The sequence below is a fragment of the Psychrobacillus sp. L4 genome, from assembly GCF_042944905.1.
In the GTDB taxonomy this organism is placed as follows: domain Bacteria; phylum Bacillota; class Bacilli; order Bacillales_A; family Planococcaceae; genus Psychrobacillus.
Genome location: NZ_CP168496.1, coordinates 2,150,457 through 2,171,952 on the forward strand (window position 1 = coordinate 2,150,457; position 21,496 = coordinate 2,171,952).

At 36.4% G+C, this 21,496-nt stretch carries 22 protein-coding genes; 1 reads left to right on the top strand and 21 read right to left on the bottom strand.

The genetic code is table 11. The features are described 5' to 3' along the window. Positions 1–17: 17 nt before the first annotated feature. The 18 genes from ACEPXG_RS10325 to ACEPXG_RS10410 form a co-directional block, all read right to left on the bottom strand. Positions 18–902, bottom strand: coding sequence for a polyprenyl synthetase family protein (locus ACEPXG_RS10325; protein WP_391201784.1), 885 nt, complete (start codon positions 900–902; stop codon positions 18–20). Continuing rightward, positions 895–1,116, bottom strand: a complete 222-nt coding sequence (xseB, locus tag ACEPXG_RS10330) for an exodeoxyribonuclease VII small subunit (RefSeq protein ID WP_151700317.1) — start codon at positions 1,114–1,116, stop codon at positions 895–897. Before xseB ends, ACEPXG_RS10325 begins: the two co-directional genes overlap by 8 nt. A gap of 5 nt (positions 1,117–1,121) precedes the next feature. Then, complete coding sequence (xseA, locus tag ACEPXG_RS10335; RefSeq protein ID WP_391201788.1) at positions 1,122–2,474, bottom strand: exodeoxyribonuclease VII large subunit; 1,353 nt, start codon at positions 2,472–2,474, stop codon at positions 1,122–1,124. Positions 2,475–2,537: 63 nt separating this feature from the next. Next, positions 2,538–3,395, bottom strand: coding sequence for a bifunctional methylenetetrahydrofolate dehydrogenase/methenyltetrahydrofolate cyclohydrolase FolD (gene folD / locus ACEPXG_RS10340; RefSeq protein WP_391201790.1), 858 nt, complete (start codon positions 3,393–3,395; stop codon positions 2,538–2,540). Positions 3,396–3,419: 24 nt separating this feature from the next. Continuing rightward, a complete protein-coding gene (gene nusB, locus ACEPXG_RS10345; RefSeq protein ID WP_151700320.1) occupies positions 3,420–3,800 on the bottom strand; it encodes a transcription antitermination factor NusB in 381 nt (126 codons plus the stop codon). A 1,174-nt stretch (positions 3,801–4,974) separates the two neighbouring features. After that, positions 4,975–5,370, bottom strand: coding sequence for an Asp23/Gls24 family envelope stress response protein (locus tag ACEPXG_RS10350; RefSeq protein WP_391201793.1), 396 nt, complete (start codon positions 5,368–5,370; stop codon positions 4,975–4,977). 14 nt (positions 5,371–5,384) lie between these two features. Continuing rightward, on the bottom strand, positions 5,385–6,734 hold the full coding sequence (gene accC, locus ACEPXG_RS10355; RefSeq protein ID WP_391201796.1) for an acetyl-CoA carboxylase biotin carboxylase subunit: 1,350 nt from the start codon (positions 6,732–6,734) through the stop codon (positions 5,385–5,387). A 16-nt stretch (positions 6,735–6,750) separates the two neighbouring features. Next, positions 6,751–7,245: an acetyl-CoA carboxylase biotin carboxyl carrier protein gene (gene accB, locus ACEPXG_RS10360; protein ID WP_391201799.1), complete on the bottom strand. Its 495-nt coding sequence runs from the start codon at positions 7,243–7,245 to the stop codon at positions 6,751–6,753. 135 nt (positions 7,246–7,380) lie between these two features. Then, positions 7,381–7,914, bottom strand: coding sequence for a SpoIIIAH-like family protein (locus tag ACEPXG_RS10365; RefSeq protein WP_391201802.1), 534 nt, complete (start codon positions 7,912–7,914; stop codon positions 7,381–7,383). 4 nt (positions 7,915–7,918) lie between these two features. Further along, a complete protein-coding gene (locus tag ACEPXG_RS10370) occupies positions 7,919–8,251 on the bottom strand; it encodes a hypothetical protein (RefSeq protein WP_391201805.1) in 333 nt (110 codons plus the stop codon). Positions 8,252–8,550: 299 nt separating this feature from the next. Next, positions 8,551–9,462 (bottom strand): stage III sporulation protein AE, encoded by a 912-nt coding sequence (locus ACEPXG_RS10375; RefSeq protein WP_192797347.1) that lies wholly within the window; start codon positions 9,460–9,462, stop codon positions 8,551–8,553. A gap of 13 nt (positions 9,463–9,475) precedes the next feature. Further along, positions 9,476–9,859 (bottom strand): hypothetical protein, encoded by a 384-nt coding sequence (locus ACEPXG_RS10380; protein WP_391116038.1) that lies wholly within the window; start codon positions 9,857–9,859, stop codon positions 9,476–9,478. Between the two features lie 3 nt (positions 9,860–9,862). Then, positions 9,863–10,072, bottom strand: a complete 210-nt coding sequence (locus ACEPXG_RS10385) for a SpoIIIAC/SpoIIIAD family protein (protein WP_391116039.1) — start codon at positions 10,070–10,072, stop codon at positions 9,863–9,865. Between the two features lie 372 nt (positions 10,073–10,444). Next, positions 10,445–11,002 (bottom strand): elongation factor P, encoded by a 558-nt coding sequence (gene efp / locus ACEPXG_RS10390; RefSeq protein ID WP_391116040.1) that lies wholly within the window; start codon positions 11,000–11,002, stop codon positions 10,445–10,447. Between the two features lie 17 nt (positions 11,003–11,019). Then, complete coding sequence (locus tag ACEPXG_RS10395; RefSeq protein WP_391201809.1) at positions 11,020–12,081, bottom strand: M24 family metallopeptidase; 1,062 nt, start codon at positions 12,079–12,081, stop codon at positions 11,020–11,022. 73 nt (positions 12,082–12,154) lie between these two features. Further along, positions 12,155–12,583: a hypothetical protein gene (locus ACEPXG_RS10400; protein ID WP_391201812.1), complete on the bottom strand. Its 429-nt coding sequence runs from the start codon at positions 12,581–12,583 to the stop codon at positions 12,155–12,157. A gap of 128 nt (positions 12,584–12,711) precedes the next feature. After that, positions 12,712–15,276, bottom strand: coding sequence for a vitamin B12-dependent ribonucleotide reductase (locus tag ACEPXG_RS10405; RefSeq protein ID WP_391209877.1), 2,565 nt, complete (start codon positions 15,274–15,276; stop codon positions 12,712–12,714). Between the two features lie 165 nt (positions 15,277–15,441). Then, positions 15,442–16,278, bottom strand: coding sequence for a biotin/lipoate A/B protein ligase family protein (locus ACEPXG_RS10410; RefSeq protein WP_391201815.1), 837 nt, complete (start codon positions 16,276–16,278; stop codon positions 15,442–15,444). Between the two features lie 124 nt (positions 16,279–16,402). Between ACEPXG_RS10410 and ACEPXG_RS10415 the strand changes: the two genes are divergently transcribed. Then, positions 16,403–16,765 carry a rhodanese-like domain-containing protein gene (locus ACEPXG_RS10415; protein WP_391209878.1) on the top strand — a complete coding sequence of 121 codons (363 nt, stop codon included), beginning with the start codon at positions 16,403–16,405 and terminating at the stop codon, positions 16,763–16,765. A 771-nt stretch (positions 16,766–17,536) separates the two neighbouring features. Here the strand turns inward: ACEPXG_RS10415 and gcvPB are convergent. The 3 genes from gcvPB to gcvT are packed head-to-tail and all read right to left on the bottom strand — an operon-like array spanning position 17,537 to position 21,463. Next, on the bottom strand, positions 17,537–18,997 hold the full coding sequence (gene gcvPB, locus ACEPXG_RS10420; RefSeq protein ID WP_391201818.1) for an aminomethyl-transferring glycine dehydrogenase subunit GcvPB: 1,461 nt from the start codon (positions 18,995–18,997) through the stop codon (positions 17,537–17,539). Beyond that, a complete protein-coding gene (gcvPA, locus tag ACEPXG_RS10425; protein ID WP_391209880.1) occupies positions 18,990–20,336 on the bottom strand; it encodes an aminomethyl-transferring glycine dehydrogenase subunit GcvPA in 1,347 nt (448 codons plus the stop codon). Before gcvPA ends, gcvPB begins: the two co-directional genes overlap by 8 nt. A 23-nt stretch (positions 20,337–20,359) precedes the next feature. Beyond that, positions 20,360–21,463, bottom strand: coding sequence for a glycine cleavage system aminomethyltransferase GcvT (gcvT, locus tag ACEPXG_RS10430; protein WP_391201821.1), 1,104 nt, complete (start codon positions 21,461–21,463; stop codon positions 20,360–20,362). Positions 21,464–21,496: the final 33 nt, after the last annotated feature.

Here is a 21,496-nt window from a genome sequence, read left to right on the forward strand (position 1 = left end):
AACAAAATTATTCGCAATCAATTAGATCTTTTCGTAATATAATTTGCAATTTCTACAAGAAGACCTTCTTGTAAACCTACAGTTCGAAGTGCTTCTATCGCTAAACTATATTGGTTTTGCAACTGCACTTTCGCCCCGTCGAGGGTTAAAATGGATGGGTATGTATTCTTTTCACTTAACGCATCTTTACCTGCAGTTTTTCCCAGTTGCTCTGAAGTTCCTTCAATATCTAAAATGTCATCTTGTATTTGAAATGCTAGTCCAATATGGAAGGCATAATTTTTTAAAGCTTGCATCATTTCGCTTGGAGCATTCGCTATAATTCCTCCAGCCAAAATACTAAATGATAGTAGTGCCCCTGTTTTATTGACGTGAACTGCTTCTAATTCAGATAAGGTCAAATGTTTCCCTTCCCCTAGCATATCTAATACTTGTCCTCCGACCATTCCCTCAGCTCCTGCTGCATAGCTTAGTTGGTCAATCAGCTGTATTTTTTGTTCCGAAGTAAGTCTATTTAATCGGGCTATAATTCCAAAAGCAAGTGTTACCAAAGCATCACCTGCTAATACTGCAAGTGCTTCCCCAAAAACAACATGATTTGTTGGTTTACCACGTCGAAGATCGTCATCATCCATACAAGGCAGGTCATCATGGATAAGTGAATACGTATGAATCATCTCAATCGCACTTGCAAGTACGATTGCATCTTCACTTTGTACGTTCAGTTCCTCGAGTACAGCAAGTGTATAAAGTGGTCTTATTCTTTTTCCGCCTGCTTGAAGAGAGTATGCCATCGCTTCTTTCAACTCGGAAGGCACTTTTAATTCTTTGATTAATAAATCCATTTTTTGTTCAATAAGTGGTTGATTGGTTTGTATAAAAGATTGCAATAAATTACTCATTTACACTACCAGCTTCTTCCGTATTATCACCGATGAAAGAGACCAGTTGTTTTTCTGCACTTTGTAATTTTTCACTACAAAGTTTCGAGAACTCCATCCCTTTTTGATATAGTTCAATTGCATTTTCGAGTGGTACATCGCCTTGCTCAAGTTGCCGAACTATATTTTCTAATTGTTGCATCGCTTCATCAAAAGGAATATCTTTTTTTGTCATAACAGTTAGTCCCCTCTCTCTTTCATTTCTGCATGTTGCACAATTGCTTCAATACGACCATCAGGGAGTGTAACATAAATGGAATCGCCTTTTCCTACTTCTTTCACCGATTTTACCACTTTTCCATCTATATATGTAATACTATACCCTCGATCCATAATTTTTAAAGGATTCAGAGCTTCTAGTGTACGTATCGAGCCGATAAATTGTTGCTGTTGCTTTTCATAGGTGGATAGTGTTCCTTTGGTTAATTGACTTGTTAAGTTTTTTACTAATTTCCATTGTTGATCAATCATCCTTTGTGGGGACAGCTGAAGTCTTCTATCTTCTAGTTGTAATAAATTTCGTTCTTTTTCCCGAACTAAGCGATTGATTTCTCTTTGTAACTGTTCTTCTGTACGCACATATCGCTCTATAAAGGGTCGATATAGCTTTTCAGGAGTGGCAAGTACTGGAGATTGCATTGCACGTTGGTATCTATTTTTCTCATCTTTTAGCCTTTTCGATACACTATTTAAACAAGCAGATTGATAAGCTAAAATGTTCTTCATTAAATTTTCTTTACTTGGAACAGCCATTTCTGCAGCAGCAGTTGGTGTTGGTGCACGTAAATCGGCAACGAAGTCCGCAATTGTAGTATCCGTTTCATGTCCAACAGCACTGATGATAGGGATATGACTAAAAGCAATTGCTCGAGCTACTATTTCTTCATTGAATGCCCATAAATCTTCAATTGAACCTCCACCACGACCTACAATGAGTACATCAATCGTACCTAAGCGATTAGCTTGTTCAATCGATTTCACAATGGAAGGAGCGGCTTGTGGACCTTGGACAATACTTGGAAATACAACCACTTCACTAATCGGATATCGACGTTCTATTGTCGTTAAAATATCCCGAATTGCTGCACCTGTTTTAGACGTGACAACTCCTATTTTTTTAGGAAAAGAAGGAAGTGCTTTTTTTCGACTAGGGTCAAATAAACCTTCTTGTTCGAGCTTCTTTTTTAACTGTTCAAAGGCAAGGAAAAGTTCCCCAATACCATCTGGTTGAATAGTGGAAGCATATAGTTGATATTGCCCCGCCGCTTCAAAAACGTTAATATCGCCACGAACAAGCACGTTCATCCCACTTTCAGGGGTAAACTTTAAGGATCTTGCATGCATAGCAAACATGACGGAAGTAAGGCGAGCAGCATCATCCTTTAACGTGAAATAAATATGTCCACTTGAATGGACTTTCACGTTGGATAGCTCTCCCTTTACATACACATCACGTAAATGCGTATCCGCATCGAATTTTCTTTTTATGTATTTGGTTAGAGCTTTTACCGTTAAGTAAGTATGTGTAGACATCTAGGACACTCCAATACTGTAACAAGCTAAAAGCTGTTCTTCTGTAGAAAAACAGCTTTTACCTTATTGATTTTTACATGTATTTTCTGCAGCTAAACAAGTATTTTCCATTAGCATCGCTATTGTCATCGGGCCAACTCCACCTGGAACTGGTGTAATTTTCGATGCGACTTCTTTTACCGTAGTAAAATCTACATCCCCGCATAATTTGTTATTTTCATCACGGTTCATCCCAACATCAATGACAACTGCACCTGCTTTTATATAACTAGCATCAATGGCTTTTGCACGACCTATAGCAACAACCAATATATCGGCTTGTTTTGTATATGCGTGCAAATCTCTTGTTTTAGAATGACAGTACGTAACGGTTGCATCTTTTTGTAATAACAGTTGACCCATCGGCTTTCCCACAATATTACTTCTACCAATGATCACCGCATGCTTCCCTGCAATATCTACACTACTATATTCTAATAACTTTAGTACTCCAAATGGTGTGCAAGGAAGGAATGTCGGTTGTCCAATCATCATTTTTCCAACGTTTTCAGGATGAAAACCATCCACATCTTTTAAAGGTGAAATTGCAGCAATTACACGATCCTCATCGATTTGATTTGGTAATGGTAACTGAACTAAAATACCATGAATTTTCTCATCATCATTTAAAAGTTCCACTTGTTTTAATAATTCTTCTTCTGAAACTTGCTCATCTAATTCGATAAGAACCGAATACATCCCTAATTTTTCGCATGTTTTCGTTTTATTGTTAACATATGTTTGAGAAGCCGCATTATTGCCAACTAGAACAACTGCTAGCCCTGGTGTAATACCTAATGTTTTCAAATCTTCTACTCTTTTTTTAACTTTTTCCGTAACTTTCCCTGCTATTTGTTTGCCGTCAATAATATTATTAGTCACTATTAACTCTCCTTCAAATACGGATCATGATTGAGTTGTATATTTGGATAATACACCATTTACAAAACGGCTAGATTTCTCATCTCCGAAGATTTTGCAAATTTCTATAGATTCATTAATAACTACTTTTGCCGGTGTTTCTTCTGTAAATAATAATTCATAAATTGCGATGCGAAGTACTGTACGTTCTATTTTTGGTAGTCGAGAAAGCGACCAGTTTTCTAGCTTCTCTATTAATGAAGCATCAATATGTTCTTTATGTTCAACCACTCCACTAACTAGTTGTGTTAAAAATGCATCATGATCATCTGTAACATGACCAATTGCTTCCTCTATCGAAATTTCGTGATTGTCTAACTGAAATAGTGCTTGTAGTGCTAATTCTCTTGCTAATCTTCGTTTCATTATTTAGTTCTCCTTTAAATGTAACTATCTAATCAATAGTATACAGGAATTTCGAGTGTTTTCATATTATTTCAGAAACCCTTTATACTATAGTTATTTACGTCAATATGTAATCGTCTAACTCCTACTTTTTCATACAATCACTTATTACATGTAATTTTTCTGTGAGTTATTGTTATTTTATTTACTCGTATTTAATGTTGAAATCAACTTTAAAGACCTTCTTATTATAGAGAGCTGTCATGACTATTACAAGGTTATTGCAAAAACAAGTACTAATAATCTATCAAATGAAAGAAGAAGAACATTATTTGAGTATTTTTTGTTAAAGGTTAAGTGCATTTTGTCTTCACTATTTCAAGAGTGATTTGGACGAAACATTATCTACACTATTACTATTGGAATTGTGTAGATGGAAGTGACTGCGTCAATTCCATCTACACTTTTTACGGTAATCTTGTGGTAGATGTTTATCCGTCGCCCTCTTGAAATAGGTAAAGACAAGGTACATAAGGTTTGGGTAATGAGAGAATAAATCCTTTCCTATTCTTTTAAAAGCTTCCGAAGATACCATTTCGGACGCGGCTTCGCTTCTTTATCCATGGATACTTTTTAATTTACTATTGCTCTAAAGATATATATCAAATGCTCAAAACACCTTAAAATATGAGTGCATAGCATACCAAAATTATATACTTTCTTGTTCAGTTGGAAGTAAACACCATACTATCAGCATCTACAGTGCATAAACCAACGCTTTATAAACAAAAATCATGACTATCTGAACATAAATTCATTCTTTAAGCATTTACAAATTCCAACATGACCGAGTTTGACGCTATATGTTCCAAAAGTGTAGCTATCTCCCTAAACGGTTGGCATATGCTCCTATCAATTCTATGAACCCCTTAACCGGCGCTATATGCCCATAAAGTGTGGCTATCCGCCCCTAAACGGTTGGCATAGCCCATATCAATTCTATGAACCCCTTAACTGGTGCTATATGCCCGTAAAGTGTGGCTATCCGCCCCTAAACGGTTGACATAAGCCCATATCAATTCTATGAACCCCTTAATCGGCGCTATATGCCCATAAAGTGTGACTATCCGCCCCTAAACGGTTGGCATAAGCGTTAGACAAAGAAAAAGAGCCATCGCAGGGATGACTCTTTCGCTTATTCTGTAATTGTTTCAAATTGCACGCCAGTAATATGGACATTTACCTCTTTTGGTACCAAACTTGTCATATTTTCAATTGCTTGACGAATTTGGGTTTGAACCTCTGTTGCAACAGTAGGTACAGATGCACCATACTTTACGAGGCAGTAAACATCGATAAATAATCCATCACTTGATATTTCCGTTTTAATTCCTTTACCATGAACTTTTTTGCCTAGACGTTCTACAACTCCTGCTGCAAAATTTCCGCGAGTGCCCGCGATACCTTCTACTTCGTTTGTTGCAATACCAGCAATAACCGTAATTACTTCTGGAGCAATTTCAATTGTGCCTAAGTATTCTTTTCCTTCAGGAGTCATTTGAACAAATTTTTGTTCATTTGTCTCTGCCATATTTTTCACTCCTATTATGAATTCATTACATCGTATCTTTCAAGGAACTTTGTATCAAAGTCACCAGATTTAAATACTTCATGATTCATTAATTTCTCATGGAATAAAATTGTTGTTTCTACACCGTCTATAATAAACTCGCCTAAAGCACGTTTCATCTTCGCGATCGCTTCTTCACGTGTATCTCCATAAGTAATCAGTTTCGCAACCATCGAATCGTAAAATGGCGGTATACTATACCCTGGATACATCGCAGAATCTACACGTACACCATTTCCTCCTGGTGCAAGATACATGTCAATCTTACCTGGTGAAGGCATAAAGTTTTTCGCAGGGTTTTCAGCATTAATACGACATTCAATTGCCCAGCCTTTTATCTTAATATCTTTTTGTGTAAAGGCAAGTTTTTCTCCTGCTGCAATTTTTAATTGTTGTTGAATCAAATCAATACCAGTAACCATTTCTGTTACAGGATGCTCTACTTGAATTCGTGTGTTCATTTCCATGAAATAAAATGTTTGGTTAATATGGTCAAAAATAAATTCTACTGTTCCTGCACTCTTATAATTAACAGCAAGTGCGGCTTTTACAGCAGCATCACCCATCGCCGCTCGTAACTCTTCTGATAACGCTGGAGAAGGGGCTTCCTCTACCAATTTTTGCATTCTACGTTGGATGGAACAATCACGTTCACCTAAATGAACAGCATTTCCATGTCCGTCGGCTAATACTTGAATTTCCACATGTCTAAACTCTTCTATAAATTTTTCTAAGTAAACACCAGGATTTCCGAAAGCTGCAGCAGCTTCTTTTTGCGTAATTTGAATTCCTTTTACTAGTTCTTCTTCATCCCTAGCAACACGAATTCCTTTCCCTCCACCACCAGCAGTGGCTTTAATAATAACAGGGAAACCAATTTCACGAGCGATTTTTAGTCCTTCTTTTTCATCTGGAATAATTCCCACTGAACCAGGTACAACAGGAACACCAGCTTTTCGCATAGTTTCTCTAGCAACATCTTTTGTACCCATGCTAGAAATGGCAGATGACGAAGGTCCGATAAATTCAATCGCACATTCTTCGCACAATTCCGCAAAACTTGCATTTTCTGCCAAAAAGCCGTATCCAGGGTGTATACCATCACAACCAGTTAATTTTGCGACACTTATTATATTAGAAAAATTTAAATAAGAGTCTTTTGATAATCTTGGTCCTATACAGTATGCCTCATCAGCAATTTGAACATGTAAAGCATCTCGATCTGCTTCGGAATAAACAGCAACCGTTTCAATGTCCATTTCTTTACATGCTCGAATGATACGAACTGCAATTTCACCACGATTGGCAATTAATACTTTTTTCATCGTCCTTGCCCCTTTCTTAGTTTCCTTTTACGAGGAACAGAGGTTGTCCGTATTCAACTAATTGTCCATCTTTAACTAGAATCTCTACAATTTCCCCATTCACTTCTGCTTCTATTTCGTTGAATAATTTCATTGCTTCTACGATACAAACAATGGATTCCGCTGACACTTTCGTACCTACTTGAACGTAAACAGGTGCTTCTGGTGATGAAGATTGATAAAAGGTGCCGACCATAGGGGAAGTAATTTTTTGTAACGATTTATCTTCCTCTACTTTTTCAACTTTCTCTTCCATTACTTCTTTCGGTACGCTTACTTGAACTGGCTTAGTTTCTACTACAACAGGTTGTTCTACTAAGGAAGTACTTTCAAATGCCACTGCACTTGTTGCAACAGAACTTTTATCGTTCTTTTTTAATTTAATTTTAGTGCCTTCTGATTCATATAGAAATTCATCTAGTGTGGATTGATCGACTAATTTTATAATTTCTCTAATTTCTTGGATTTTCATGTGATCTAGCTCCCTTTGTTTGCATAATTAATACTTACCTTTCCCATTTTAGACGTTTTTACGATAATTTGAAATAGATAGGTGTGAAAACTTCCGAAATAATAAAAAAAAAGCGCCTAAATGGCACTCTTTTTATTATTGACCGTCAAAATTCACTTCTACTTTATAAGCTTTTGGCCACTCGCGTTTTACAGCATAGATAATATCCGACGCTTTTTTGGAAGATTGTTCACTCGAGACAACGTCTATTAGCACCGAGTTATCTTCGATTCTAACAAGTGCATCATCATATCCTAGAGATTTTATGATAAGCTCTAGCATTCCTTCAGCGCCATCTATTTTCACTAATTCTTCAATTTGATTGTATGCAGCATCTTTTTCCTCCGCAGTAAAATCATTACTACCTACTTTTTTTGTTAGTTGATCATTAAGTTTACTACGTTTATCTTGAACTTCCATTCTCATTTCTTCAAATGCGTTGCTTTTTGTAACAAAAGATTGTTCATTTGTAGAAGAAGTTTCAACTAATTTTACGTCATCTAATGTTTGATTTGAAAATAACTGCAACCCATCAAATGGCGATGTTCGATCTGTAACATAGAAAACGGTGATTACAGCTATTAAACTAATTAATGTTAAAAACCAAATGGATCTCTTTTTTACATTCATATTATTATTCCTCCAATTCCATTTCTTCAATCACAATTCGATGTGGAGATATTTGTAAAACAGATGAAATAGTTGTCAACAGTTTGTTTTGTATATGCTTATCGCTCGCTCCCTCCGCAACTACTAATATTCCAATTAGCTCCTCCTTGTTCCTTTTGCTGTCACTTGTCCATTGGAAAAATGATACATCACTCTCCGTTTTTTCTTCAGGACCATTCGAATAATGAAAGTATATTGCGACACGACCTACTCCTCTTATCTTTTCAAGGACCGACGATAGGTCCCCAGGGGTTTGAAGTGTTTTTGGGGTAGACTCCGTTTTATTTCCATTATTCATATTGAAAAATCCTGAAAAAAGTAGACTTATGAATAGTACTGTTCCTCCTATAACAACAAAACGAAAAGTGGGTTTTTGTTTCAGTGAAATAGAACTCACCCTTCTTTTCATTATGGATATAATACTTTATGCTGTTAAAACTATTTATATGAAGAGATTAGACATAATCCAAAATATTATCGATATTTTTACGATGAATCCTGTTTTCTCTTTATCTACTTGTTCTAATAGAATGGAGAAAAGCTCTCCTATGATGACAATAAATAAGATTCCATATAAAATTCTTTGGATGATTACAATTATCCTTTCACACTCACTAAAAGTTTTGCAAAGAGCATGGCCAATATTATCGTGAAAAAGAACGCAAATGCGATTAATACCGAAATGATAGATAAGACAAAAAGAGTTTTCCCTATATCATCCAATAGCCCACTAATATCAGAGTCTAAAAAAGGTTCTAATAATGCACCAAGTAATCGATATAAAAAGGCGATTAGTATTGTTTGGATAGTCGGAATCGATACTAATATTAAGACAGAAAAAAGAAGTGCATTCCCTGTGATGATCGAAGCGGAAGAAGAATAACTTTTCATCGTACTTATACTTTCCGTTAATAATGACCCGACAAATGGTATATTATTTTGAATCAAACGCTTAACTGTTTCACTAACCGCCCCCCCGACTGTCCATGTAATTACACCATTTACCGTTATAAAAAAACTGTACAACACTAAGACAATTGAAGTAGTACCTACTAATGTCATTCGTATTAAATCCGATAGCTTAGAAAATGAAGTAGTTGGATGAATCCTGCTAATTAAATCAAAAATAAAAGCCGCTATAATGGATGGTATGAGAACTTTCTCCGCCAAAAAAGCAGTGAACGAAGCAAATAACAGAACAGCAGGATTCCATAAAGTTACTAATAATGCTCCTCCTGAAATGGCAATTCCGGCTGTTAACAAAGGATACATCCCTAAAAACAATGTAACTAATTGGCTTGCAAGGATTTGAATAAGTTCTAATGTTCGATACGCTGGCTCTAAGCAAAAAAAGCAAATGAGATAGATAAATAGAAATTTCAAAAGCCTCTTGCTCTTTGGAATGAACCACTCTAAACAAAGAAACACAAATGCAAAAAAAAGGATAAAAGTAAACGTTTGAATGACTTCTTTTACTGGCTGGAGTATAGTGCTAATCATTTCGTTCATATGATTCATTCCTTCAAGAAAGTAATCCCATTATGGAAAAGAATTTAGCATAAAATTGTTGCATATGTCTGAGCCAAACCATTATTAATATTGCTTTTGTTGTAAATGTAAGAATAGTAGCAAGGCTTGTATATTCATACTCAATCAGTAGTTCCTCTACTATTTGAGAAACGAATAGTAAAATGACAGAAAATAGAAGTAACTTAAACACAGGTAGAAGGGCTGTTGGGATGACAGAAATGAATTGAGTAGTATAAGGAATGATAAAAGTCATCAAAATATAAGATAAGAACAAAAAAATGTAAATAGTATAAACAACAGAGTGTAGTCGCGGATAAATTGCTTTCACTAATTGCAATAAACAAAATGCGATGATGATCGTAATATATACAATCATTTGTCAGCTCGTCATAATAAGCCATTCTAGAAATGTAGAAATTTCATAAAAGAATACCTTCAATAATCGTAATAACTCAATTGTCATATAGATATAACCGACAAAAAATAAAAAAAAGGCGAATTCCTTCTTCCCTGTTGACTCAAAAAACAAATGAAGTATAGCAATTAATAATCCTATACCAGCCACTCGAAGTACATCGTGAAGTTCCACAATGCCTCCCCCTTCCATACAAACAACATATGAAAGTCCGTCCACAAATATGAAAAAAAGTCACGCAAATATAGCGTATCCTTTATAAAGGACATTATTTTACTAAAATGCGTGATGTAAAAAAACAGTGCCGTTAAAAACACAAAAATGAACATGATTATTTATGTAATTCAATCGGCTACTCAGCTCATAAGCACCTACCGAATGCTTGTCCGCCTAAACTGTCGTTATAAGCTCTTATCGACCATGCTATTATCGGGTGAAAACAAAAGGATCAGGAAGTGACTAAGTCACTTCCTGATCCTTTATTGGTAATACTATTGCGAATGTTCGTCCGCTGTGTACTTCTTTATATAACTGTTTGCAGATTGATTAACCTCTTGAAACGTATGAACCTTCATCTGTATTAATAATTAGTTTGTCTCCAACATTGATGAAAAGTGGAACGGTTACAACAAGACCAGTTTCAACTGTTGCCGTCTTAGAACCACCACCTGAAGTGTCTCCTTTAATACCTGGTTCTGTTTCTGTAACTTCCAAAGTAACTGTTTTAGGTAACTCTACGCCAAGTATTTCACCTTGATATTGAATAATATGAATTTCCATGTTTTCACGTAAGAATTTTAATTCATGCTCGATTTGTTTCTCACCTAATTCAATTTGCTCGTAAGATTCTGTATCCATGAATACATGTTGATCTCCGCTTGCATATAGATATTGCATTTTTTTATTATCAATTTGTGCTTTTTCTACTTTTTCTCCGGCACGGAATGTTTTTTCGTTTACGGATCCGTTACGTAAGTTTCTTAGTTTAGATCGCACAAAAGCTGCACCTTTACCTGGTTTTACGTGTTGAAAATCTAGCACGCGATAAAGTACACCATCTACTACTATAGTTAAACCTGTTTTAAAATCATTTACAGAAATCATTGTTATTCCTCCAAAATTTAAGATAAGATAAGTAATTCTTTTGTCGAATGCGTCAGCTTTTCAAGACCATTTTCTGTTACAATCGCATCGTCTTCTATACGAACTCCACCGATATTCGGCAAGTATATTCCTGGCTCAATTGTAATAATCATCCCTGGTTCTAGTGTAATATCAGAACGGAAAGATAACCCTGGACCTTCATGTACTTCAAGACCAATACCATGACCTAAAGAATGACCAAATGCTTCCCCATATCCTTTCGAAGCAATATAGTCACGAGCAATTGCATCTGCTTCTTTACCCGTCATACCTGGTTTTATCATCTCTAAAGCAAGTAATTGTGAATCTAAAACTACTTGATATATTTCTTTTAACTTATCACTCGGTTCACCTACTGCTATTGTTCGAGTTGTATCCGAAATATATCCATTATAAAGTGCCCCAAAGTCAAGTGTCACAAAGTCACCATCTTCAATAACTTTGCTTGTAGCAACCCCATGTGGAAGTGCTGATCTTACACCAGAAGCAACGATTGTATCAAAAGAGGAAGAAGAAGCACCAAGTTTACGCATGAAAAACTCAAGCTCATTTGACACATCTAACTCTGTCATTCCCGGTTTTATGTATGTAACAATGTGTTCAAAAGCCTGATCTGCAATGCGACAAGCTGCCTTTATAATACTAATCTCTTCCTCCGTCTTAATCAAGCGAATTTTTTCTACTAAACCAGAAAGAGGAACTAAATCTGCTTGAATTGCTTGTTTATACACTTCATAGCCACTAAAAGTGACATCATCTTTTTCAAACCCAAGTGATTTAATACCCATTTCTTTTACTTGATTGGCAATTTCTTCGCTTAATAATTTCGTGTGTAGTACGATTCGATAGTCTTTTACTTGACTAGCAGCTTGTTCCGTATAACGAAAATCTGTAATAAATACTGCATCATTTTTTGAAACAATTGCTACACCTGCTGTACCAGTAAAGTCCGTCATATATCGTCTGCTATATCCATTCGTTATAAGTAAAGCATCTACTCCGTGTTCTTCTAAAGCTGCACGTAATTTTTCAAGTTTCATTGTTATACCCCATCTCGTTTTCTTATTCAAATCTACTTTTTATTTTATCATAGGAAACGGTTGGGGTAAATTTTCATTTGCTCAGCGGATTATCCTGCACATGAAAAATGGCGGATTCCATTAAAAATCGTACTAGCATAACGACGATACATATAAATGGAATTGATAAATGTTTGATTGTTTTGGAAACTGAAATTTTATCCAAAAATAGCCATTCTAGAGCTACTGCCAAAATAATCCCCAGCGCTAAGCTACTAATAGATACAGGAATTTTTATGAAGATTAAACTAATATAATAAAGAACAATACAAAAACACCAGAGTCCTATAAATAAAATAAACCATTTCCAATAATCTTTACTCTTACTCAATACTTCCAATTTGTCCGCATAACCAATAGGGCTCCATTTGATAAAATGAAAAAATTCCATCATTTTCAAAAGTAATATACAAATCAATGCTGTTACAAAACTAGTACTAACAGATAAACCATTTAATTTCATCTTCACTTCTCCTTTTTCTAACAGTTTGATACTTAAGGAAGATAATTAAACAATATAATTAAATGTTATCTACATACAAAAAACACACATTGAATACTCCACATTCAATGTGTGTTTTATAGATTACATTATAATCCGCATTTTAATTGCGCATTACAATTTGTACATGTGTTACAGCCGCCCATTTCTTCCACTGTACCTTTGCGACATACCGGACAAGTATTTCCCACTTCTGATCCAATAGTTACGTTTGTTGAACGTAAATCTTGAATTGTATCAATTAAAACAATTGGACGCTTTTCGAATAGCTTTTCTTCTTGTCTATGATCATCTTGTGTATTTTCTTCCGCTTTTAGAGTTAGTACTTGGGAATCGCGGCTTCCATCAACATACACTGTACCGCCTTTTGCACCACCACGATACAATCGTTCATATACTCCTTCTACTTGTTCTACTGTATAGCCACGAGGCGCGTTTACAGTTTTCGAAATAGAACTATCAATCCAACGTTGAATAATACACTGAACATCTGCATGCGCATCTGGAGAAAGCTCCATTGCAGTAACAAACCAGTTTGGAAGACTTTCTTCTTCCGCTGCCGCATTTGCTTTTAGATATTCTTGTACGATATCTGCTTTTACTTCGATGAATTTCCCTAAACGTCCACTTCTGTAATATGTGAAGGAATAATAAGGTTCAAGTCCAGTAGAAACACCTACCATTGTTCCCGTAGATCCCGTTGGAGCAACCGTTAATAAATGAGAGTTGCGAATTCCATTTTCTAAAATAGAATTTCTAATTTCTTCCGGCATAGATTGCATAAATCCTGTTTCTGTAAAAGCTTTTCGTAAACGATTCGTTTCTTCCTCTGTATCGGCTGTTAAGAATGGAAAACTTCCTCGTTCTTGCGCCAGCTCTGCTGAAGTTTCGTATGCAGCTAGTGCAATCGTTTTAAAGACCTCATCAACTAATATATTTCCTTCTTCCGAGCCATACTCTTTTTCACAATAAATTAAAAGATCTGCAAGACCCATCACGCCTAAACCTACACGTCTTTCACCTAATGCTTGTACTTTATTTTCTTTTAAGAAATAAGGGGTTGCATCGATTACGTTATCTTGCATGCGCACACCAACACTTACCGTTTCTTTTAAAGCTTCAAAGTTTACTGTTTTTGTTTCTTTATTTGCAAATTGCGCTAGGTTTACAGCAGCTAAGTTACACACAGAATATGGTGCAAGCGGCTGTTCACCACATGGGTTCGTAGCGACTACTTTTTGGCCATATGCTTTCGCATTTGTTTTTTCATTTGCATTATCGATGAAGAAAATACCAGGTTCTGCAGAGTAAGTAGCACAAACATTTATCAAATTCCAAAGCTCTTTTGCTCTTACTGTTCTGTACGTTCTAACTGCATAGCCCATCTTTTCCCATTCTCGAACATCCCCAACTTCATGCCAATGTTTGTTATAGTAAGCCATTTGTTCTGGTGTATATGATTCAATTGCAGGAAAACGCAGTTCAAAGTCTGTATCATCTTCTACTGCTTTCATAAAGTCATCTGTAAGCGTGACAGAGATATTCGCTCCTGATAAAAACTCAGAGTTGTGTACTGTGAACGTACCACCATCACGTAGTTTCGTTTCCGCATCACGAATAATTCCTTCGTTGAAACCACCTAATCCTGGAATAGCTTTGTAGTTCACAATTCCTTGATACATCGCTTCTTCCTGAAAGTTTAAAGGATTAAATTTAAGCTTGTCCTTCGCTAATTGCTTAATCGTTTCATCGTTTGTATTTTCGATTAAGAAGCGTAGTATACGCGGATTTTGCATTTTTGAAATGATAAATTCCGCAATATCTGGATGCCAGTCAGCTAGCATGATCATTTGTGCTCCACGTCTTGATCCACCTTGTTCTACAAGATGAGTCAGTTTAGCTATATCGTCTAGCCATGAAACAGATCCTGAAGATTTTCCGTTTACTCCACGAGCAAGTGTGTTACGTGGACGTAGAGTTGAACCGTTTGTCCCAACGCCACCACCGCGACTCATAATTTCCATTACTTGCTTACGATGATCACTAATTCCTTCACGAGAATCAGCTACGAATGGCATTACATAACAGTTAAAATAGGTTACATCTGTTCCAGTGCCCGCTCCGTATAATACTCGTCCAGCAGGAATAAATTTCAACGAAACAAGCTGTTCATAGAATTTTTGGAACCACTCAGCACGTTTTTCTTCCGTTTTTTCTACAGAAGCAAGACCAGTTGCATTACGTTTTGCTATTTGTTCATAAAATAATTCTAATGGTTTCTCAATAACATTGATTGAACGTCTAACAATTCCAGTTGTAAGCCCATCACTATCATCAATTGCACTTCGATAGTCCTCTTCAATTAATACCTCTGCTGTGTTTGTTTCTTCATCAATTGAAACGATAAAACCTAAACCACGTGCAGGAAACTTTGGATCAGCTTTTACAGTTAGAACGACAAAATCCCCTACTTTTAGCGTTTTCTTTTCTGTGTCCTTGAATGAATAACGGTCAATCATTACTAATCGGGAAACACCTTTGTGTGTCAATTTCATGTCGTTTGTAATCGGGTGTACTTGTGGAAATAGTTCAATGTCTTCGTTTAACTGCTCAATGTTAATGGTTGCATTTTTATTCTGAGATGCTAATACCATCATATTGCCTCCCTTTTAATTAAAAAAATAAAATACACCATACTGTATATGGTGTATTATTATAAATGACATTACTATATGTTGTGTTTTTTTGCAAATTAGCAGTTTAGCTACAAACGCAAGCATATCAGTAGTCAATGTACTAAAGGACTAAAAAAAATATAATTATTTTTTAAAATTCCATTCATCATTTGCATATCGCTTCTGTTCCAGCTCTTTCACGTACTGTTCTTGCGCTTCACTTAGTGTAATTTCTACTAAATCTATGTGTAAAGCATCTTCAAATCCATGTTTAAAAGCTATTTTACAGTCGTCGACTGATACAGGACTTTGACTAATTTTGTTTATAGCAACTGCTTTCTTTGACAAACTTGCTTTTACCCTATCTCTTACCTCATTGGAAGCAAACTTAAACGTCTGAATGAGTTTATCTTCATCTAAATCCAACAAAATTGCGCCGTGTTGAAGTATAACACCTTTTTGTCTCGTTTGCGCACTACCAGCTACTTTTTTTCCTTCCACAACAAGTTCATACCAACTTGGAGTATCAAAACAAACTGCTGACTTCGGTTTCTTTAAATCTATTTTTTTCTCTTCTGTGTCAGGAATAGAAAAATAAGCATCTAGACCTAGGTTTTGAAAACCAAGTAATAATCCTTCACTAATTACACGATAAGCTTCCGTAACGGTAGCAGGCATGTCAGGATATTTCTCAGATACTATAACGCTATACGTAAGCTCATGTTCATGCAGAACACCTCTTCCTCCAGTTGGTCTACGAACAAAACCAAGACCTAAACGCTCTACCGCTTCTAAATCTATTTCTTTTTCAACAGATTGAAAATAACCAATGGACAATGTTGCAGGGTTCCATTCATAAAATCGAATGACTGGTGGAATAAGTCCCTCACTATGCCAATCAAGTAGCGCTTCATCTAACGCCATATTATAAGATGGACTACAAGGTCCAGAATTAATAAAGTACCATTTCGTCTTTTCCATTACTTCTTCTCCCCCCATAACGATATTCATTTTATCAAATAGATTGAATTGTATCTAGTTAATCTTTTATAATAAGGAGTGAAACATAGAAAGGGGAAAGACCGTGCCTACTATTTTATACATTATGATCGCTGTACTTGTTATTTTGCTAGCTTATGCTGGTGTACAAGCGTTCCGTCTAAAGAAAGCCGTTACAAATCTTACGCAAGAACAGTTTATTGAGGGGTACCGTAAAGCTCAATTAATCGATGTAAGAGAACCAAAAGAATTTGATGCAGGACATGTTCTTGGGGCAAGAAATATTCCTTCGTCACAACTTCGACAACGTTTTAAGGAAATTCGCACAGACAAACCAGTTTATCTATATTGCCAAAGTGGTGCAAGAAGCTCACGTGCAGCAATGTTTTTAAAGAAAAAAGGATGTACAGATTTGAATCAGCTTCAAGGTGGATTCAAAACTTGGACTGGCAAGATAAAATCTAAATAATAATAAAGGTTCTTCTTTAAACAGGAGAGCCTTTTTTTATTTTCTTACTAATTATTCCAATCCAAAACTAACTACAATGTTGCACATAATTTATATAGTGCAAATTAGTTAGTTTCCGCTAGGATTTCCACTGCAGGGCGGACGCTTTCAGCGGGGTGAGCGATGAGCCATCACCGCCGCATTTGCGTTTGTGATGGCTCATCTGTCTCACTCATCCCGCTGGAGTTGCCGCCCTTTCGCTCCAATCCCATAGGGCCATGCTATCTATTCAGTAACATCGCACTACGGCAAAGGTATCCGCACTTTTTATCCGGATATGATTATCCGATAAATTATGCGCAACATAGGACGTGGTACTCGCAACATTCTTGGACATTTGCGCAATATATTGATTGTTTGCAACTGACACTCATAATCTCATACCAAGTTAAAGTAGTATTGTGATATGGTGGTCGCATTTATAGAGTATTTTATCGAATTTATTTATTTATCGGATTTTATTTTAAGAAGCGCTACATAAAGTTGGATTTAGCGCGACGGTATGAGACTCCTGCGGGAAAGCGAGACAGGCGAGACCCCGCAGCGAAGTGAGGAGGCTCGACGCCCGCCCGCGGAAAGCTAATACCGGAGTGCTAAAACACGGTGGTTACTATTTTGATTACTTGGTACGCACTATATAAAAAAACACGACGTTGCAATGATTCCAGTTTTTACTATATAGTAATTAATAGTAAAAAAGTGCGATCCATTTTTAGGACCGCACTTTCTCTTTTATGCTTTTGTATAACGTAATACCGGATGACGAGCAGCTTTTGTTTCGTCTAAACGATTGATTACCGTTGTATGTGGTGCATTTTGAACGATTTCTGGATTTTCTTCTACTTCTTTTGCAATTTGGATCATTGCATCGCAGAAAGCATCCAAAGTTTCTTTGGACTCTGTTTCTGTCGGTTCAATCATCATACCTTCTTCTACATTCAATGGGAAATAGATTGTTGGTGGATGATAGCCAAAATCGAGCAGACGTTTCGCCATATCAAGTGTACGTACACCCAATTTCTTCTGACGACGACCACTTAATACAAATTCATGCTTACAATGACGGTTATAAGGAAGATCAAAGTATTCTTCCAAACGTCTCATCATATAATTTGCATTCAATACTGCATATTCGGTTACTGCTTTTAGACCATCTGGACCCATTGAACGAATATATGTATAAGCACGCACATTGATTCCAAAGTTTCCGTAGAATGGTTTTACACGACCAATCGTTTGTGGACGATTGTAATCGAATGTATATTTTTCATCCTCTTTTACAAGCACTGGACTTGGTAAGAATGGAATTAGGTCAGCCTTCACTCCTACTGGACCTGAACCTGGACCACCACCCCCATGTGGACCTGTAAATGTTTTATGCAAATTCAAGTGAACACAGTCAAATCCCATGTCCCCTGGACGAGCTTTTGACATAACAGCGTTTAAGTTAGCTCCGTCATAGTATAATTTACCACCAACACCGTGGATGATTTCAGCTAATTCTAGAATGCTTTCTTCAAAAAGACCTAAGGTATTTGGATTTGTGAGCATTAGGGCTGCTGTATCTGGACCGGCTACGCGACGTAAATCTTCTAAATCTACTAAACCATTATCATCTGATTTCACCGTAATAGTTTCAAAACCTGCGACTGTTGCAGATGCCGGATTCGTTCCATGTGCTGAATCAGGTACAATTACTTTCGTGCGGTGAGTATCCCCATTTGCTTCATGGAATGCACGAATCATCATAAGAGCTGTCCATTCACCATGCGCACCAGCGGCCGGTTGTAGCGTCACTTCGTCCATACCTGTAATTTCGATTAAATGTTCTTGAAGATCATACATTAACTCCATTGCACCTTGTACAGAAGATTCGTCTTGTAATGGGTGAATATTAGCGAATCCTGGGAAGCGCGCAACTGATTCATTTATTTTTGGATTGTATTTCATCGTACAAGAACCTAGTGGATAAAATCCAGTATCCACACCGTGGTTACGGTTAGAAAGTGCTGTATAGTGACGCATAATATCTAACTCAGATACCTCTGGTAATTCCGCTTCTTCCTTGCGAACAATACTAGCAGGAAATAAGGAAGATAAATCTATTTCTGGCACATCTAATTCGGGTAGGTTATAACCTACACGACCTTCTTTCGTAATTTCAAAAATTAGTGGTTGATTATCTTTATGCATAAATAGCCCCCATTTCTTGCACGAGTGCATCTATCTCTTCTTTTGTACGTTGTTCCGTTACAGCGATTAACACATGGTTTTTAAGATCTGAATTGACGCGGCCTAAATCAAATCCACCGATAATTCCTTTTTCCAATAGTGATTTGTTTGCATCTACAACGGAGCCATTCACTTTTACAACGATTTCATTGAAATGTGCACCTTGGAAAGGAATGATAAAACCAGCTTTTTCAAATGCTTGTTTTGCATAGTGTGTCTTAGTAATATTTTGAATAGCCATTTCTTTCACGCCTTTTTTCCCTAGTGCAGTCATTGCTACGGAAGCAGCAAGCGCATTTAATGCTTGGTTAGAACAAATGTTAGAGGTTGCTTTATCGCGACGAATATGTTGTTCACGAGCTTGTAACGTTAATACAAATCCGCGACGACCTTCTTCATCTGTTGTTTCACCAATTAGTCGACCAGGTACTTTACGCATTAATTTAGATGTTACTGCAAAGAAACCGCAGTGAGGTCCACCGAATGCTTCAGAAATTCCAAAAGGTTGCGCGTCTCCAACTGTAATATCTGCTCCAAATTTACCAGGAGGAGTTAATGCTCCAAGCGCAAGTGGATTTGCAGAAACAACGAATAATGCTTTTTGTTCATGTGTTAGTTGTTCGACTCTCGCTAAATCTTCAATTTGACCAAAGAAGTTTGGATATTGGACTATTACTGCAGCAGTCTCTTCATCTACAAGTTCTTCTAGTTTTGCTAAATCCGTTACACCATCATTTGTAGGGATCGAAACAACGTTCACATTTTGACCTTTTGCATACATTTTGACAACATCAATATATTCCGGATGAACCGCTTCAGAAACTAATAATTTTTTTCTTTTTGTATGTCCTGCTGCTAAATTTCCTGCTTCTGCTAAAGCAGTTCCACCGTCATACATAGACGAGTTCGCAAGATCCATTCCAGTTAATTCACAAATCATCGTTTGAAATTCAAAAATAGCTTGAAGCTCTCCTTGTGAGATTTCTGGTTGATACGGCGTATATGCTGTATAAAATTCAGATCTAGATATAACATGATCTACAATGATTGGCTTAAAATGATCATACACACCAGCACCTAAAAATGATGCGTATTTTTTGCTATCCGCATTTTTATCCGCTAGAACAGATAATTCTTTCAATAAAGCTGACTCCGCTTTCGCAGGTTTAATATTATATTCCCCTTTAAATCGTACTTTCTCAGGGATATCTGCAAACAATTCATCAACGGAAGAAATGCCGATTACATCTAACATTTCCTTTTGATCTTGTTCAGTCATTGGTAGATAACGATGCTTCATCAATGGACAACCTCTTTCTGCAATTATTTTTGTCTTTTATAAAATGGCGTGGCTACAGTAACAGCTTTCAGACGTTTATTTCTAATTTCAACTTCTAACTCTTGACCGAGTTCTGCAAATGTTGCGTCAATTAATACCAGACCAATATTTTTTTTCAGTGTAGGCGACTGTGTACCTGTCGTAACAATTCCTATTTGCTTTTCACCAACGAACACTGGATATCCAGTACGTGGAATACCTTTGTCAATCATTTCAATTCCAACACTTTTTCGAGGAGTACCATTTTCTTTTTGATTAGCCAATACAGATTTACCATTGAAATCTTGTTCTTTTTTAAGTTTTACTACGAATCCTAAACCTGCTTCGAGAGGAGAAATGTCTTTGGATAACTCTTGTCCGTATAAAGGAAGGCAAGCTTCAAAACGTAATGTATCACGTGCTCCAAGTCCACAAGGAAGAAGTCCATCTTCTTTTCCTGCTTTATGGATACTGCTCCATATGTCCGAAACATTATTGCTTGCTGTATAAATTTCAAATCCATCTTCACCAGTGTAACCAGTACGAGAGATCAGAACTGTTTTTCCAGCTACTTCGATATTATCCACAAAACGGAAGAATCCAATTTCATCAAGATTTTTAGAAGTTAGTTTTTGTAAAATGCTTTGTGCTAACGGCCCCTGCAATGCAAGTAGACCATATTCATCCGATTTATTAACTAGTTCAACATCATCAGTTGCATTTTGTTTCATCCATTCAAAATCTTTTTCAATATTGGATGCATTCACTACTAATAAATAGTTGTTTTCTTCTTTTTTATAAACTAATAAATCATCCACAATGCCGCCATCTTCATAACACATTGCAGTATACTGTGCTTGACCACTCACTAATTTGGAGACATCATTCGTTATCAATTTTTGTAGAAATGCTTCAGCTTTTGAACCTGTAACCGTTATTTCTCCCATATGAGAAACATCAAACAATCCTGCTTTTGTTCTTACTGCTTCGTGTTCTTCTTTAATACTAGAAAATTGCACAGGTAATTCCCAGCCACCAAAATCGATTGTTTTTCCTCCATAAGTTGCATAGTCATTAAATAGAGGTGTACGTTTCAACTGTTCCGACAAAAAAATCTCCCCCTTTTGAATTTTCACACAAAA

What these genes read in the sequence shown, in the direction of transcription:
- ACEPXG_RS10325 (WP_391201784.1), bottom strand. Translation starts at nt 902, where the DNA reads ATGAGTAATTTATTGCAATCTTTTATACAAACCAATCAACCACTTATT.
- xseB (WP_151700317.1), bottom strand. Translation starts at nt 1,116, where the DNA reads ATGACAAAAAAAGATATTCCTTTTGATGAAGCGATGCAACAATTAGAA.
- xseA (WP_391201788.1), bottom strand. Translation starts at nt 2,474, where the DNA reads ATGTCTACACATACTTACTTAACGGTAAAAGCTCTAACCAAATACATA.
- nusB (WP_151700320.1), bottom strand. Translation starts at nt 3,800, where the DNA reads ATGAAACGAAGATTAGCAAGAGAATTAGCACTACAAGCACTATTTCAG.
- ACEPXG_RS10350 (WP_391201793.1), bottom strand. Translation starts at nt 5,370, where the DNA reads ATGGCAGAGACAAATGAACAAAAATTTGTTCAAATGACTCCTGAAGGA.
- accC (WP_391201796.1), bottom strand. Translation starts at nt 6,734, where the DNA reads ATGAAAAAAGTATTAATTGCCAATCGTGGTGAAATTGCAGTTCGTATC.
- accB (WP_391201799.1), bottom strand. Translation starts at nt 7,245, where the DNA reads ATGAAAATCCAAGAAATTAGAGAAATTATAAAATTAGTCGATCAATCC.
- ACEPXG_RS10365 (WP_391201802.1), bottom strand. Translation starts at nt 7,914, where the DNA reads ATGAATGTAAAAAAGAGATCCATTTGGTTTTTAACATTAATTAGTTTA.
- ACEPXG_RS10370 (WP_391201805.1), bottom strand. Translation starts at nt 8,251, where the DNA reads ATGAATAATGGAAATAAAACGGAGTCTACCCCAAAAACACTTCAAACC.
- ACEPXG_RS10375 (WP_192797347.1), bottom strand. Translation starts at nt 9,462, where the DNA reads ATGAACGAAATGATTAGCACTATACTCCAGCCAGTAAAAGAAGTCATT.
- ACEPXG_RS10380 (WP_391116038.1), bottom strand. Translation starts at nt 9,859, where the DNA reads ATGATTGTATATATTACGATCATCATCGCATTTTGTTTATTGCAATTA.
- efp (WP_391116040.1), bottom strand. Translation starts at nt 11,002, where the DNA reads ATGATTTCTGTAAATGATTTTAAAACAGGTTTAACTATAGTAGTAGAT.
- ACEPXG_RS10395 (WP_391201809.1), bottom strand. Translation starts at nt 12,081, where the DNA reads ATGAAACTTGAAAAATTACGTGCAGCTTTAGAAGAACACGGAGTAGAT.
- ACEPXG_RS10400 (WP_391201812.1), bottom strand. Translation starts at nt 12,583, where the DNA reads ATGAAATTAAATGGTTTATCTGTTAGTACTAGTTTTGTAACAGCATTG.
- ACEPXG_RS10405 (WP_391209877.1), bottom strand. Translation starts at nt 15,276, where the DNA reads ATGGTATTAGCATCTCAGAATAAAAATGCAACCATTAACATTGAGCAG.
- ACEPXG_RS10410 (WP_391201815.1), bottom strand. Translation starts at nt 16,278, where the DNA reads ATGGAAAAGACGAAATGGTACTTTATTAATTCTGGACCTTGTAGTCCA.
- ACEPXG_RS10415 (WP_391209878.1), top strand. Translation starts at nt 16,403, where the DNA reads ATGATCGCTGTACTTGTTATTTTGCTAGCTTATGCTGGTGTACAAGCG.
- gcvPB (WP_391201818.1), bottom strand. Translation starts at nt 18,997, where the DNA reads ATGCATAAAGATAATCAACCACTAATTTTTGAAATTACGAAAGAAGGT.
- gcvPA (WP_391209880.1), bottom strand. Translation starts at nt 20,336, where the DNA reads ATGAAGCATCGTTATCTACCAATGACTGAACAAGATCAAAAGGAAATG.